This is a genomic window from Synergistaceae bacterium, from assembly GCA_031272035.1.
Taxonomy (GTDB): domain Bacteria; phylum Synergistota; class Synergistia; order Synergistales; family Aminobacteriaceae; genus JAISSA01.
This window is the reverse complement of the sequence record JAISUO010000056.1, coordinates 1-15628: the sequence shown is the minus strand read 5'-3', so window position 1 is coordinate 15628 and position 15628 is coordinate 1. Positions and strand designations below refer to the sequence as shown.

General features: G+C 57.6%; 13 protein-coding genes. 9 read left to right on the top strand and 4 right to left on the bottom strand.

The genetic code is table 11. The features are described 5' to 3' along the window. Positions 1-26: 26 nt before the first annotated feature. A complete protein-coding gene (locus LBR61_06995) occupies positions 27-836 on the bottom strand; it encodes an undecaprenyl-diphosphate phosphatase (protein MDR1731829.1) in 810 nt (269 codons plus the stop codon). Positions 837-903: 67 nt separating this feature from the next. Beyond that, a complete protein-coding gene (locus LBR61_06990) occupies positions 904-2691 on the bottom strand; it encodes a ribonuclease J (protein ID MDR1731828.1) in 1788 nt (595 codons plus the stop codon). A gap of 425 nt (positions 2692-3116) precedes the next feature. On the opposite strand from LBR61_06990, the gene LBR61_06985 reads away from it, so the two are divergent. Continuing rightward, entirely contained in the window at positions 3117-4226 is a 1110-nt protein-coding gene (locus LBR61_06985) for a hypothetical protein (protein ID MDR1731827.1), read from the top strand. 21 nt (positions 4227-4247) lie between these two features. Here the strand turns inward: LBR61_06985 and buk are convergent, their stop codons facing one another. Together buk and LBR61_06975 are read right to left on the bottom strand one after the other, a co-directional pair. Continuing rightward, complete coding sequence (buk, locus tag LBR61_06980; GenBank protein MDR1731826.1) at positions 4248-5333, bottom strand: butyrate kinase; 1086 nt, start codon at positions 5331-5333, stop codon at positions 4248-4250. Positions 5334-5375: 42 nt separating this feature from the next. Further along, positions 5376-6014, bottom strand: coding sequence for a helix-turn-helix transcriptional regulator (locus LBR61_06975; GenBank protein MDR1731825.1), 639 nt, complete (start codon positions 6012-6014; stop codon positions 5376-5378). A gap of 422 nt (positions 6015-6436) precedes the next feature. Between LBR61_06975 and iorA the strand changes: the two genes are divergently transcribed. The 8 genes from iorA (at position 6437) to ilvD (ending at position 15552) form a co-directional block, all read left to right on the top strand. Next, a complete protein-coding gene (gene iorA / locus LBR61_06970; GenBank protein MDR1731824.1) occupies positions 6437-8209 on the top strand; it encodes an indolepyruvate ferredoxin oxidoreductase subunit alpha in 1773 nt (590 codons plus the stop codon). A 1-nt stretch (position 8210) separates the two neighbouring features. Continuing rightward, complete coding sequence (locus LBR61_06965; GenBank protein ID MDR1731823.1) at positions 8211-8795, top strand: indolepyruvate oxidoreductase subunit beta; 585 nt, start codon at positions 8211-8213, stop codon at positions 8793-8795. A 33-nt stretch (positions 8796-8828) separates the two neighbouring features. Continuing rightward, on the top strand, positions 8829-9092 hold the full coding sequence (locus tag LBR61_06960) for a UxaA family hydrolase (protein ID MDR1731822.1): 264 nt from the start codon (positions 8829-8831) through the stop codon (positions 9090-9092). 32 nt (positions 9093-9124) lie between these two features. Beyond that, a complete protein-coding gene (locus LBR61_06955) occupies positions 9125-10294 on the top strand; it encodes a UxaA family hydrolase (GenBank protein ID MDR1731821.1) in 1170 nt (389 codons plus the stop codon). 57 nt (positions 10295-10351) lie between these two features. Continuing rightward, on the top strand, positions 10352-11323 hold the full coding sequence (locus LBR61_06950; protein ID MDR1731820.1) for a 2-keto-3-deoxygluconate permease: 972 nt from the start codon (positions 10352-10354) through the stop codon (positions 11321-11323). 92 nt (positions 11324-11415) lie between these two features. Further along, on the top strand, positions 11416-12531 hold the full coding sequence (locus tag LBR61_06945) for a hypothetical protein (protein ID MDR1731819.1): 1116 nt from the start codon (positions 11416-11418) through the stop codon (positions 12529-12531). Between the two features lie 32 nt (positions 12532-12563). Beyond that, positions 12564-13856, top strand: a complete 1293-nt coding sequence (locus tag LBR61_06940; GenBank protein MDR1731818.1) for a nickel-dependent lactate racemase — start codon at positions 12564-12566, stop codon at positions 13854-13856. Between the two features lie 16 nt (positions 13857-13872). Beyond that, positions 13873-15552 (top strand): dihydroxy-acid dehydratase, encoded by a 1680-nt coding sequence (ilvD, locus tag LBR61_06935; protein ID MDR1731817.1) that lies wholly within the window; start codon positions 13873-13875, stop codon positions 15550-15552. Positions 15553-15628: the final 76 nt, after the last annotated feature.

Genomic DNA, 15628 nt, shown 5'->3' with positions numbered 1-15628 from the left:
CCAGCCCTTCCGAAATTTATCCGAATTTAAAGGGCGGTCATGACACTGGACACGACCACGAAGATCCCCAGCAGAAAACAGTAGATTCCAAAGTACGCCCATCTGCCGGACAGCACCATGCGGCGCATAACTCCAAGCGCAAGGTACCCCAGAAGAAAGGCGGCGACGGCCCCCGCCGGCCACCCGTCGGGAAGAGCGGCGGGGCTCCGCAGCAGATCGCGGAACTCCAGCAGGCTCGCCCCCAGAATGGACGGGATGGACATCAGGAAGGACAGGCGAAACGCCTCCGGGGCCGCCAGCCCCAGCGCCAGAGCCGCCATGATGGTGACTCCCGACCGGGAAAGCCCAGGAAACACCGCTATGCCCTGCCCCAGCCCCACGAGGAAGGCAATCCGGATCGAAACCTCTCTGTCGCCCTCCGCGAGAAGGGGGACGAGGCACAAAATTCCCGCCGTCGCCAGAAGCCCCGCTCCCACGGCCAGAGGGGACAACAGCGCGGACTCGGCCAGGTGTTTGAGAGGAAACGCCAGCAGGGCCGTAGCCACAGTCCCCGCCAGAACCGCCCACCCAAACCGCCAGCCCTCGTCCTTCCGGGCATTCGAATTCAGGAATCCGCCAAACCATTGTTTCAGGAGCCGGACGATGTCGTTACGAAAGAAAATCAGCACGGCCAGCGTGGTCGCGCAGTGCATGAGCAGATCGAAAGCCAGCAGGCCGGACGAGGAAAAGCCGAACCAGGTCTGCAGAAGCGCCAGATGTCCCGAACTGCTGATCGGAAGAAACTCCGTCAGACCCTGTACCGCGCCCAGAACCAGCGTATGCCAGTCAAAAAACATTCTATGGGGACTCCTTTCAAAACGCTTCCGGCCTCACCGAAATATTTAATTAAAATTAAAGTTAAAACTAAAAAAATTCTTTTTCCAGCCAGTTTTTCTCGTCGGAGTGAACCCCAGCCACGGAGATCAGCGGCAGGACCGCCGCGTAGGAGGCGTTTCGGCGTCGGGCAACATCCCGAAGGCGGGTTTTGAGGGTTCTGCCCACGGCCTCGGCGTCCACCGAGCGGCTGCCGGCAAACTCCCGAACGGCCCGCTCCGCCGCGTCCCGCATCTCGTCGAGTATTCCGCTGTCCTCGTCCTGGGAGAAAAAGCCCCGGCTCTCCACCACGACCGGCGCCAACAGAGCCCCGTTCCGGGACAGAGCTACGGAAACCGCGATGATCCCGTCCTCCGCCAGCTCTCTCCGCTCCTTCATCACGCGGCTCCGAAGCTCTCCCACCGCGTTCCCGTCGATGAGCACCGCTCCGGCCTGAACGCGGTCCTTCTGACCGGGCCGTCCGCCCTTCTGGAAGGTCAGCACCTCCCCGTTGGTCATGATGAAGATGTTTCGGGAGGGAATGCCCACGTCCTGGGCGAGCTGGGAATGCCGCACGAGATGACGGTATTCCCCGTGAATCGGGACGAAATAGCGGGGATGAACCAGGTTCAGCATGATTTTGAGCTCCTCCGAGGAAGCGTGCCCGGAGACGTGGGTCTGCCGGTCCGCTTCGTAGACGACCTCGCAGCCCAGGGCGAAAAGGCGGTTGATCGTGTTGTTGACCAGCTTCTCGTTGCCGGGGATGACGGAGGCCAGCAGAAAGACGGCGTCCCGATCGCCCAGCGTGATCTGCCGGTGTTCGCCGCGGCTCATCATCACGAGGCCGGAAAAGGGCTCTCCCTGACTGCCCGTCGTCATGAGCACCAGCTGATTTTCCGGAATTTTTTCGATTTCCTCCGCCGGGATGATCATTTTTTCGTCGATACGCAGGTACCCCAGGGTGCGGGCCAGTTCCACGTTGCGAATCATGCTGCGCCCCATGAAGGCGATCCGGCGGTTGAACCGCGCGGCCCCGTCCGCCACCTGCTGGATGCGGTGAACGTTGCTGGCAAAGGAGGAGATGACGATTCGCCGCGTTCTGTAGTTCCGGTAGAGACGCTCCAGGGTTCCGCCGATCAGCCGTTCCGAGGGGGTAAAGCCCTTGCGCTCGGCGTTGGTGGAGTCGGACAGAAGCAAAAGAACGCCCTTGTCGCCCTCTTCGGCGAAGGAGCCGTAGTCGGTGATCCTGCCGTCGATGGGGGTGGAATCCAGCTTGAAGTCGCCGGTGTGAATCACCCGTCCCAGAGGCGTTTCCACCGCAAGGGCGACGCTGTCCGGAATCGAGTGGCTCACGGCGATGAACTTCACCCTGAAGCTGCCGATCTCCACGACCTCCCCGGCCTTCACCTCGTGCATTTTCGGCTCCACGGCGGGCAGGTCCTCACGCAGCTTGTTCCCCACCAGCCCCAGGGTCAGACGCGTTCCGTAAATGGGGACGCGCTTCAGCCGCTGGAGGACGAAGGGCAGCCCCCCCGTGTGATCTTCGTGGCCGTGGGTGAGGATGATGGCCAGTACCTTCTCCCGATTGGCCTCCAGATAGGAAATATCCGGAACGATAAAGTCGATTCCGGGCAGCTCCTGATCCGGGAACATCAACCCGCTGTCAATGACGATGATGTCGTCTCCATATTCGAGGACGTACATATTTTTCCCGATTTCCCCCAGCCCTCCAAGGGGAATGAACTTCAACTGGGCACTTTTGCTTTTTGTCGTCCTGCCCGTCGTTTTTTCCTTCGCATCCTTCGCGGACGAACTCCGTCCACGGTATTTTGTAACCATCTGCACACCTTGCCTTCAGTTTATGAATCTTTATGAATCTCTGCTCCCTCAATAAATTTTCTTTGCTTTCACATACAATAACAAACAAACAATAACAAACAACATTAAACCAGCCGGCGTAAACTACGGCAAACCTCGACCTCTGACGCCCCTGGACGGAGATTTGTCACAATCTATCCAAACGCTTGATTATAGTAGATATTGTGCTTCATGACCATCGGGTCCGCTCCGGATTCTTCACTTTGCCCTGAGACTCTTTGCCCTGAGAAAAAAACGCTCCTCCCTGGCGGCGCTTCAGCGACCGGAAGAAAATCACAGCGGTGTATTTGAGTTTTCTCTGATATTTCATAATATCTATTGATGTGCAAAGTTAAAATTTAGCTGTAAAATAATCGCGTTGCACTTTTCCGGGGAGGTGGAGTCTCATGCCGAGAGTGAAGGAAATGGTGACGGCGCTGTACGTTTTGCTGCTGATCTGGGCGACGGGAGAGGCGCGGGCTGACTGGCTCTGTGCCCTGGACATCGCGGATAAACCGGAAATCATCCTGAAGACCCTCAATTTGAAGGGACATGTGAAAAGCGTACGGGAGGAAAATTTCAGAAAGAACAACTCCGAGGAAATACCGGTGAGCTGGGTATCGTCCATCTTCCCCGAAATCTCCCTCTTCCCCGACTGGCGGCCGGAGGTCAGCGAAAAAATGAGCGGCGTAATCCTCGAAGCCTGTTTCGACGAAGCGGGAAGGATTACCTTTTTCAAAAACTGGACCCACAGCCTGCCCCAAAAAGGCGACGGAAGTTTCAGTATGCTCTATTTCTGGGACGGTGAAGGCAGGCTTCAGAGAATCGTCTGCCCGGAGCAGAACGTGGAAAAGATTTGCTTCTGGGATGAACGGTCCAATCTGCTGAAAGGAACGATGAACGTCGGAGGGCAGCAGTATCGAAAGGCAGAGATGGAATTTGACGAAAGCCGCCGATGCGTGAAGGTCACCCAATACATTTTCGAGGGCGTGGACGGCGGGAAAAACGGAAAAGAACCGGGGATCTTCGTGACGTTCTCCCTGCGATACACTCCTGAGGGATATATCGCCCGGGAAGAAAAGACCATGGGGGCAAACGTGTTCGTTCGGGATTACTGCTACAACGAAAAGGGGCAGGTCGTGAAAAAGCGCTCTTTTGTCGAATCCCGCCCCGACGGGGACAGCGGAGACGTGCTGTACGTCTGGTACGATTCCTCGGGGCGGAGAACCGAAAGCCGCTACGAAAGCCTGGACGGAAAAACCGTCTACATCCGGCAGTGCTGGACCTATGACGCCGCGGGACGCCTGGGCGCCTGGGAGACCTACTACGACAACGGGGTGACCGTCGAAAAAGGCACCTGCGATTACGACGACGAAGGGAAACTGGTCAGGATCCTGCGCGCAAACGGCAGCGACGAGTTCCGCTACGACGACCAGGGCAACTGGACGGAACGCGTCACACAGGTAGGAGACGTGAGCACGATCATCACCCGCCGCGTCTTTGCCTACTATCCCTGAACGGCCAGGGGACGAAGACCGTCACAGATCCCGCACCGCCTTGAACTTTCGGGCCGTTTCCTGTCCCCGCAGCACCCGCAGACCCCCCATCGCCAGGGAGTGCATTTCATTTTCTCCGGGATAGACCACCACGGGAGCGATGAACTTCACACGTTTTTCGATCATTCCGGTAAATTTTTTGGAGTGCGCTATACCCCCCGTGAGGATGATGGCCTCCACGTCCCCCTCCACCACCGTCGCCAGCGCCGCCGCGAACTTCGAGACGTTCAGCGCCATGGCTTCGTAAACGAGCTTCGCGCGTTCGTCCCCCTCCTCGGCCATCCTTTCGACGTTTTCCGCGCTGTTGGTTCCGAAATGCGCCACAAGGCCGCCCCTGTTCTTGACCCGTTTCATCAGGGACCTTTCGTCGTACCGGCCTGACGTCGCCATTTTTATCACCTGAAAAAGCGGCAGCCCGCCGGAGCGCTCCGGAGAAAACGGCCCCTCCTCATCGTTGACCATGTCGATAATCCGCCCGTGATAATGAAGCCCCAGGGAGATGCCGCCGCCCATATGAACGATGACCAGGCGGCATTCCTCGTATTTTTTGCCCCTTTCCCGGGCGTAACGCATTCCCGCGGCCCGCATGTTGAGGTTGTGCCCGATACCCTTTCTCCTCATTTCAGCGAAGCCGGTGATCTGAGTGACCGGAATCATTTCGTCCACGGTGACGGCGTCGTAAATCCAGGCGGGGAGCCTGCCCTTCGACGCGCTGTTCGCTATGGAAAAGGCGATCAGAGCGCCCAGGTTCGAGGCGTGTTCGTTCTGAGGCGCGTAGGTGAGCTGCCAGACCATGTCTTCGTTGATCTCATAGGCTCCCGCCTGAACGGGGGGAAGCAGCCCTCCTCTGGAAACGATGCCCGACAGGTCGTCGACTTCAACGCCGTGGTCCGCAAGGTGTTTCAGCACCAGATCTCTGCGAAAGGCGTACTGATCCGCCACCTTTTCAAACGCGCCCACCTCCTCGGCCGAGTGAAGGATATTTTCCGTGAAAAGAGCCTGCTCGCCGTCATAAATCGCAATTTTTGTGGAAGTGGATCCCGGGTTCAAAATCAACAATTTTTCCATTTCATCACGCCCATTTCATCACGCCTCACGCCCCCGCCCGTCTCACACGGAGTCCTTTTCCGCGCGCAGCTCGTTCAAATAGTTGTAAACGGTATATCTGGAGACGCCCAGAAACTGAGCCGCCGTCTGAATGCTCTTTTGCATCTGAAAAATGCCCCTCTCCTCAAGATACGCGATGATCCGGAGCCTGTCCTTTTTGTTCAGCAGGCGCACCGGCTTTTGCACGAGCCTGAGGGCTTCATTCAGGGCCTCCATCGTCGCCGAAGGGGGGAAGGCCGTGCTCTCACCCTCGCCGGCCGTGTCTTTTCGCATAGCGAGAAAACGCTCCAGCGAAGCGCGAATATTTTCCAGCTCGCTGCAATCGTAGTTGATGCAGAACGCGACATTGTTTTTCCCGATTTTGCCGCTCACCGTCGACGTTTTTATCAATTTACGGTTTTTGTTGACCAGATAATTGATATAGTAACCGTCCGCGCTGTTCCGCACCCTTTCCATCGCAAAGGGAAAAAGCGGGTCCCCGACCTTCCGCCCCGTCACGCTGTTGTTGAAAATCGCCAGAATCGAGGAGTCCGGATGATCCAGGTCCGACAAAACCACCTCACAGCTGTCCCCGAAAGTTCCCGCAATCATGCTCGCCAGTTCTTTCAAAAAATCGATAAATTCATTGCTGTCGCTTTTCATATCTGCCTCCAAAATACCATTTTTCTCTGCTCACTCTCACTGGACGCCACGAGACGCAACAGAAAGCAAAGAATTTCCGGACGATGTCGGTGAAAAAAATTTATAGAGATAAAATATTGGAGACAAAACAGTATAATAAATTTGATACTTTGTCAATATCAATTATTTTTAAAACGAAATGTTGACTTCCAGGATGACATCTGTTACCCTTTTCGAGCCATTAAATTTTCTTACTAAATATAACTTTTTGTAATCGGCGTCACACGCCGGGCTGTCGATTTTCGTCCTGGACAGCCGGCGGTTAAAGGCGCTCATCCGGTCCCGTCGCCCCGTCGATGCGTGACCGATGTTCGGCTTTGAGATGTCTGGCTCTGTGATGTTTAGCTTTGTGATGTTTAGCTCTGAAAGGAGAGACGTGCGTTATGCAAAAACAGATATTGACCGGAAACGAGGCCGTCGCCCGCGGCGCTTACGAGGCGGGCTGCAGTCTTGCGGCGGCCTATCCGGGGACCCCCAGCACCGAAATCCTCGAAAATATGGTGCAATACAAGGACAAAATATACAGCCAGTGGGCCTGCAACGAAAAAGTGGCGGCGGAGATCGCCGCGGGGGCGTCCATTGGAGGGCTGAGAACGCTGTGCGCCATGAAACACGTGGGCATGAACGTCGCCGCGGACCCGATTTTCACCATGGGGTACGCCGGAGTGAACGGCGGGATGGTCATCGTCACCGCCGACGATCCGGGATGTCACAGCTCCCAAAACGAGCAGGACAACCGCCACTACGCCCCTCACTCGAAAATCATGATGCTGGAGCCCTCCGACTCGCAGGAGTGCAGGGACTTCACGATCGCGGCCTTCGAACTGAGCGAGCGATTCGACACCCCCGTCCTGCTTCGGGTGACGACCCGGGTCTGTCACAGCAAGAGCATCGTGGAGCTGGGAGAGCGTCGGGAGATCGGAGCGAAAAAATACGAACGGAAAACCGACAAATACGCGATGCTGCCCACAACCGCGCGAGCGCGCCACAAAGCCCGGGAAGAGCTTCTGAAAAAAGTTCTGGAGTACTCCAACGACTGCCCCTTCAACCGCGCGGAAATCATCCCCGGAACCACCGTGGGCGTCGTCACGTCAGGGATTTCCTTTCAATACAGCCGCGAGGTTTTCGGCGACTCCGCCAGCTACCTGAAACTGGGCCTGACCTATCCCCTTCCCGACAAACTGATGGCAGATTTTGCCCGAAGATTCGACACCCTTTACGTTGTGGAAGAAAACGACCCATACCTCGAACATGAACTGCAGAGGATCGGTTTTTCTCCCGTGGGGAAAGAAAAAATTCCCATTCTGGGCGAGCTGAATACGCAAATCGTGCGGGAAGCCCTGCTGGGGCAGAAAAACGAGGAGCTCCACAGCTCCACGGCGCTGCCCGGACGTCCGCCCGTCATGTGTCCCGGCTGCCCTCACCGGGGATTTTTTTACACCCTGTCCAAAAACAGCGCAAAAATCGTGGGGGTGGGCGATATTGGCTGCTATGGCCTTGGCGTCAGTCCCCCTCTGAACGGGTTTGACTTTTCCATCTGCATGGGGGCCGGACTGTCCGCCACCATCGGCTTCTCAAAAGCCCTGGCGGCGCAGGGAGATAAACGCAAAGTCCTGGGGATGGTGGGCGACTCGACCTTTTTCCACTCCGGACTCACGTCTCTCATCGACGTGGTCACGTCCGGCGCAAACGTCATCGCCTGCGTTCTGGACAACTCCATCACGGCCATGACCGGACATCAGGAAAATCCCGGCACCTCGAAAAACCTCATGGGCGACCCCACGCCCTCCGTCGACATCCTGCCGGTGATCCGTTCGCTGGGCGTCGGAGAGGACAGGATACGCGTGGTCGACCCGCTGGACCTGGCCGCCGTGCAAAGCGCCATGGACGCCGCTCTTGCGGTGACGGGGCCCTTCGTCATCGTCACACGGAGGCCCTGCGTTCTCATTCGCTCCGTGGCTCAGGCCAACGCGGGCAAATACTGCAAAATCGACCCCTCCAAATGCGTGGGCTGCAAAATGTGCACGAAAATAGCCTGCCCGGCAATGGCCTTCTCGGAGGGCAAATCGATGATAGCGGACCCGGCATCCTGCACAGGCTGCGGACTCTGCGCTCAGCTTTGCAAATTTGACGCGATAGAAAGGGTGGGAGCGTGAAATGACCAGCAGCATTCTTTTGGTGGGCGTCGGAGGGCAGGGCACCATTCTCATCTCCAGAATCCTTTCCAACGGCCTGATGGAAATGGGTTTCGACGTCAAAATGAGCGAAATACACGGCATGAGTCAGCGAGGCGGCAGCGTCACGACGCAGATTCGGTACGGCGAAAAGGTGTTCGCCCCCAATATCGGCGCGGGCGAGGCCGACGTCATCGTCGCCTTCGAAAAAATCGAGGCCCTGCGCTCCCTGCCGTTTCTGAAAAAAGACGGGCGCGTCATTCTCGACGAACGCGAAATTTACCCGATGCCGGTGCTGACGGGCTCAGCGCAGTATCCCCACCAGGCCATCGACGAGCTGAAATCCCTCGTGTCCCGGGTGACGGTGATTCCGGCGGCGAGGATCGCCGAAGAGCTTGGAAACATCCGGGCGCAGAACATCGTCCTTCTGGGAGCTCTGACCAAAGTTCTGAAGCTCGACGAGAAAATCGACTGGCGGGACCTGGTGGCAAAGAACGTGCCGCCCAAAGCAAAGGACCTGAACCTGGCGGCCTACGACGCCGGGCAAAAATCTGACATAAAGCTATAAAGTAGAATTTCACGAAAGGAGAGAAAAGCCAAAATGGAAAATGCCGTTTTCATTCGCCCCAACGATTCGGTGGTGACGGTGACGGAGGCCGTGAGCAGGGGCGGGGTCGTCCGTTATCCCGACGGGCAGACCGTGACCGCGGTTCAGGATATTCCCATCTATCACAAAGTCGCCGTCGTCGAAATCGGAAAAGGCGGGGCGGTGTACAAGTACGGCGAAAAAATCGGTCTCGCGTCGGCGGATATTCACGTGGGAGAACATGTGCACACACACAATCTCGAAAGCGAACGGGCCTGAGGCTCATTCGGAAGGAACATTCGGAAAGAAGGGTGAAAGAATTGAAATTTATGGGGTTCAAACGCCCGGACGGGCGAGTGGGCATCCGAAACCACGTTTTGATTATCCCCACCTGCGCCTGTTCCGGGGACGTGGCGAAAATGATCGCCTCGCGCTCGGAAGGCTGCGTCTCCATGAATAACCAGAACGGCTGCGGGCAGACCAAAGGCGACCTGAAAATCACGCTGGACCTGCTGGCGGGTTTCGCGGCCAATCCCAACGTCTATGGAACTCTCGTGGTGGGGCTCGGCTGCGAATCGCTCCAGTACGGTGTGCTCCGCGACAAAATAAACTCGCTGACGAACAAGCCGCTGGAGTACGTGGGCATTCAGCAGGAGGGCGGCGTCGGACGCACGCTGAAGAAGGGCCTCGCCCTCGCTTCCCGACTGGCGGAGGACGCGAAGCGCTGCACCCGTGAAGAATGCGACATTTCTCATCTCATCCTCGGAACGAACTGCGGCGGCTCCGACCCCACCTCCGGCCTCTCCGCCAACCGCGTCGTCGGCGACATCAGCGACCGCCTCTCGGATCTCGGCGCCACCACGATCATCAGCGAGACGCCGGAGTTCGTCGGAGCGGAACACGTTCTGGCCAAACAGGCCTGCAACCCCGAAGTGGGGCGTCAGATCATCGACATCGTGAAGCAATACGAAGATCGTCTGGCGGCGGTGGGCGAAAGCCTGAGGGAAGGCAACCCGTCCCCCGGAAACAAGGCCAGCGGGGTCACGACTCTGGAGGAAAAATCCCTGGGCTGCATTCACAAGGCGGGAACCCGCCCCATTCAGGCGGTGTTTTCGTCGGGACAGATGATCGACGTGCACGGAACGGTGGTCATGGACACCGTGGCGTACGACGTGGCCTCGGTCGCGGACATGACCGCCAGCGGCTCCCAGATGACGCTTTTCACCACCGGCATGGGCAACCCCGTGGGCAGTCCCATCGTTCCGGTGCTGAAGGTTACGGGCAACCACAGGACTTTCGAATGGAACAACGACTTTCTGGACTTCGACACCAGCGACAGCATCGCGAACAAAAAAACCATCCATGAACTGGGTGGAGAACTGCTCGACCTGATCCTTGAGGTGTGCAGCGGCAAAAAAGTCAAAGCCGAGGAATGGGGTATGACCGAAATCGCCATCAACCGTCTTTGCACTTTCGCGTAAGTTTTGTCGGTTTGTCGTCTGTAACGGTGTGCGCACGAGAAGAAGGAGGACCAGTTCATGAAACTGCTGAAAATGGTACAAAAGGTTCCGGGCGGCCTGATGGTCGTTCCTCTGCTGTTGGGCTCCCTGATCAGCCTTTTTTTTCCGAATCTCCTGAAGGTGGGGGGACTCACGACCGCCACTTTTGCCACGGGCGCCAGTTCCTTCATCGGCTGCAGTCTCTTTTGCGTCGGGTCTCAGATCAACATAATAGAACTGGGAACGCCGATCAAACGAAGCATTGTTCTGCTGATCGCGAAGTTTTGCGCGGGATTCATCCCCACCCTTATCGTTTCGACCCTTTTTGGCCCTGACGGCGTGCTGGGGATCACGCCCCTGATGCTTCTGGCCGCCGTGACCAACTCCAACGGAGGGCTCTACCTGGGGCTCATGGCCGAATATGGCGACGAAAACGACCTGGCGGCTCAGTCTCTGCTGGGGATCAACGACGGGCCTTTCCTGACGCTGTTGGGTATGGGGCTCGCCGGACTGGCGAATTTCGACATCGTCGCGCTGCTGGCCTCCATCGGCCCTCTGCTGGTGGGAATTGTGCTGGGGAACCTGGACAGGGACATTGCCGCGTTTTTCAAGCCGGGCATCGGCATGACGATTCCCTTTCTGGCTTTCTGCCTGGGGACCGGCGTCAATCTGACCAACATCGCTAAGGGAGGCGCGGTCGGCATCGCTCTGGGTCTGCTTACCATCGTTCTTTCCTTCCTGTTTGTCGTTTCGGCCGATAAATTCATTCTGCGCCGTCCCGGTTACGCCGGAGCCGCCCTCTGCACCGCGGCGGGCAACGCCGTGGCCACCCCCGCCATTCTGGGAGAGGTCAGCCCCAACCTGCTGCCTCAGGTTCCCGAAGCGACCACAGCCGTCGCGGCGGCCGTCATCGTGACGGTGATTCTGGTTCCCGTCGTCACGTCTTTCGCGGCAAAAAAATGGGGCTGCCCCCGTTACGACCGTGAGGCGAAAGAAACGCCCCGCGGCTAGAGCCGTTATTAAGCGTCTTTTTTCAGTACAGGATTACGCAATCCGCTGTAAATTTGTTGTTTTGCATAAAATTATGGGAGGGGAAAAGTGTCATGAGCGGTAAAATCAGCAAATCTCTGGTACCGGGTTACCTGGGTCTGGCGGCGGTGTGGTTCGGAATTCACTGCGGTCCGGGAACGGCTTCGGGCAAGCAGACTTCCGTGTACTTCCTGGAGTACGGGAAGTGGTCGCTGATCATGCCCTTCTTCGCCATGGGCTTCCTGGGGCTGGCGGTCTACTACGCCGCGGAGTTCTCCCGCCGAACGAACTCCACCAACTTCAAGGACTTCGCCAACAAACTGTTCTATCCTTACGACAAATTCTTCGCCAACTTCTTCGAGTTCACCTTCCTCGCCACGGTGGGAATGTCCGGCGGATCCTGCATGGCCACGGGCTCTCTCCTGTTTTATCAATATTTCGGGCTGCCCGTCGTTCTCGGCATCGCGCTCATGTCCGCTGTGACCATCATCTTCTCCATTTACGGCGCCGAGCTCGTCCGCGCCTCCTCCAGCTACATGTCCTTCATCATTTTCCTGTGCATGGTGATTCTGGTCGGCATCGGTATCATGAACAACGGCGGCATTTCCAACTCCCTGAACAAGGCCGTCTTCGCCGAAAGCGAGCTTAAAATGTCCGTGTGGCAGGCCATCGTATACCCCGCGTTTCAGTCCACGGGCGTCATCGGCGGCATCGTCACGGTGGCCGACAGCCTCAGAAACAAGGGGGACTCCAAGCGGGCGGCCTGCTGGGGAATCGCCATCAACGCCCTGTTTCTCGTCATCATCGCCGTCATGCTGATGGGCTACCCCGAAGCGCCCAAACAGCCGCTGCCCAACTATTACGTCATCACTCAGATCGGACTGTCCTTCCTGACCATCATTTACGTGCTCATCGTCTTTTTGGCCTGCGTCACCAACACCATCGCCTTTTCTCACGCCATGTGCGGACGGTACGGGCAGTTCCTGAAGATCAACAACCTGACGGCCAAAAACCTCCTCATTTCCGTCATTATGCTGATTTATCTGAGCGCCGTCTCCTGGTTCGGCCTCGACGCCATCGTCAGAACGGGCTTCACCTACCTGGGCTACGCGGCTCTGTTCACCCTGTTGGTTCCCACCATCTTCGTCGGGGCTTATAAACTCTCCAAAATGCCGCCGGAGAAAAATTGAAATTTGAGCCAATCTGAAGGGAAGTCATAAACATGACGTTCATTAAATTTCCAAAAATTCCCGTCACCATTGAGGGGATGGAGAACATTCAAATCCCCAGAATGATGAAAATTCGGCAGATTTACGACAAAAACAAAATCGACGACATCCGGGCCTTCGTCCTGAAGCAGATGGAGGACAACCTGCGGGACCACGGGCGCTTCGCGGGAAAGAAAATCTGCATCACCGCCGGAAGCCGCGGCATCCCCAGCCTGGACGTCATCATCAAAGCCGTCGCCGACAAGCTGAAGGAGTGGGGCGCGGAGCCCTTCGTCATTCCGGCCATGGGCAGCCACGGCGGCGCCACGGCCGAGGGGCAGAAAGAGATGATCGCCACCTACAACATCACGGAAAAGTCCATCGGCGTCCCCATCCGCGCCACGATGGACGTTTCGAGGGTGGGAGACCTGGCGGACGGCACGCCGGTTTACTGCGACCGGATAGCCTTCGAGTCCGACGGCATCGTCGTTCTCAACAAAGTCAAGCCCCACACCGATTTTCGGGGCGACCACGAAAGCGGCGTGGCGAAAATGATGGCCATCGGCCTCGCCAACCACAAGGGCGCGTCCATGTTCCACATGATGGGCTTCCCCACCTTCGCAAAACGCATTCCGCAGGTCTGCGAGGTGTTCCTGAAGAAGGCCCCCATCGCCTTCGGCGTGGGCATCGTTCAGAACGCCTACGACGACATCAGCGAGATCGAGGTCATGGAGAAGGAGCTTATTCTGGAAAAGGATCGGGAGCTCCTGAAGATCGCCAAGGCGAAGATCGCGAAGTTCAAGATGCCCCATATCGACGTTCTCGTTATCGACGAAATCGGCAAGAACGTCAGCGGAAACGGGCACGACCCCAACATCACGGGGAGGAGCAACTCCCCTGGCTTCGAGGACGTCATCGACATCAAAAAAATATTCATCCGCGGCCTCAACGAGGAGACTCACCACAACGCCTGCGGCCTCGCCTGGGCGGACGTGACCACGCGGCGCTGCATGGAAAGCGTGGATTTCGGCCTGACCTGGATCAACGTGGTCACTTCCACCATGCTCAACGGGGGAAAATCCCCCATGTACATGGAGAACGACCGGGACGCTCTGCTGCTGTGCATCCGGACCTGCAACGGCATCGACTTCAACAGGGCGAAGGTCGTCCGCATCAAAGACACCCTTTCCATGGAGATCATAGAGGTTTCGGAGAGCTACCGTGACGAGCTGAAGGACAACCCGGAGGTCGAAATCCTGGGTGAACCCCGCGAAATGCAGTTCGACAAAGACGGGTTCCTGCTTTGACAAAGGAGTGATCACTGTGCTGAGAAGTCAGCGCCTGTTCAGGCGCGATGAATATCTGAGCCCCCGGGCCGCTTTCAAGTCAATGGGCTACGGAAACGCCGATTTCGAGAAACCGATCATCGGGATAGCCAACTCCTTCACCGAGCTGGTGCCCGGCCATACGAACCTGAGAGAGCTGGCCGACTGGGTAAAGCGGGGAATTTACGCGGGCGGAGGCACGGCCGTGGAGTTTGGAACCATCGCGACCTGCGACTGTCTTTCCAACGGGCACAGAGGCATGTATTTCAGCCTGCCCTCCCGGGATCTCATCGCCGATGAAATAGAGACGGTGGCGGAAACCAGCCTGCTGGATGGATTAATCATGCTGGGCTCCTGCGACAAAATCGTCCCCGGCATGATGATGGCCGCGGCGCGTCTGAACATTCCCTCCGTCATCCTCTGCGGGGGGCCGATGCTTTCCGGACTTCCCTTCGACGGGCGTTCTTCGGATTTCACCTCCCTGACGGAGGCATTCGGGATGTTCAAGGCCGGAAAAATCACGCGGCAGGACCTTAATCTGCTTGAAGACCAGTGCGGGCCCACCTGCGGATCCTGTCAGTTCATCGGGACGGCCAATACCATGTGCTGTCTGGCCGAGGTGTTGGGGCTTTCGCTGCCGGGGTCAGCCGCCATTCCCGCCGTCTACGCCGAGAGAAAGCGGGCGGCCGAAGCGGCGGGCTCAGCCATCGTCAGTCTGGTTCGTCAGAACATTCGACCGGAAGCGGTGATCACGCGGGAGTCCATCCAAAACGCGATTATCGCCCTCAACGCCATCGGAGGATCGACAAACGCGGTTCTGCACATGCTGGCCCTCGCGTACGAGATCGACGTTCCCGCCGAAGAGGTGCTGGAGTGGTTCGAACATTATGGAAAAACCGTTCCTTTGATCGCGAAAATTTACCCCGCCTCGAAGTACACGATGGAGCATTTTTACCTCAGCGGCGGGATTCCCCAGGTTCTGAAGGAGCTGAAGGACGTTCTGTTCATGAACTGCATGACGGCCACCGGAAAAACCATGGGAGAAAATATCGAAAATTACCCCTACAGCTTCCCCCCCAACCGGGAGATCGTCAAAACCGCCGCAGAGCCCTTCGGCGTGGGAACCGGCGTGGCGATTCTGAGAGGAAATCTGGCTCCGGACACCTGCGTCACGAAACCGTCGGCCATCCATCCCTCCCAGCACAAATTTACGGGAAAAGCCCTCGTTTTCGACTCGGAGGAGGAGGCGGACCAGGCGATTGCCGCCCAGCAGGTGACGCCGGGAACGGTGGTCGTCATTCGCTACGAAGGGCCCAAGGGCGGGCCGGGAATGCGGGAAATGTTCAGCGCCATGAAGCTCCTGTACGGCTTCGGGCTTGGGACGTCGACGGCGGTGGTCACCGACGGGCGTTTTTCGGGCACGAACAACGGCTGCTTCGTGGGGCATATTTCGCCGGAAGCCGCCGAGGGAGGGCCTCTTGCCATCGTGCAAAACGGAGACGAAATCACGATCGACATCCCCGCCCGGGCTCTGACGCTTCACGTTTCGGATGAAGAAATCAAAAAACGGCTTCAAAACTGGACTCCTCCGAAACCCAAATACAAAAAGGGATACCTGAGCCGCTACGAAAGAATGGCCTTATCCGCAAGCAAAGGCGGCATCGCCATACTGGAGTGAAACCCCTGCCCGAGATAACGAGCGGCGAGCGTCATTTACCCTGTCACAGGGGCGCCCGCCGCTTTTTCATTTGCCG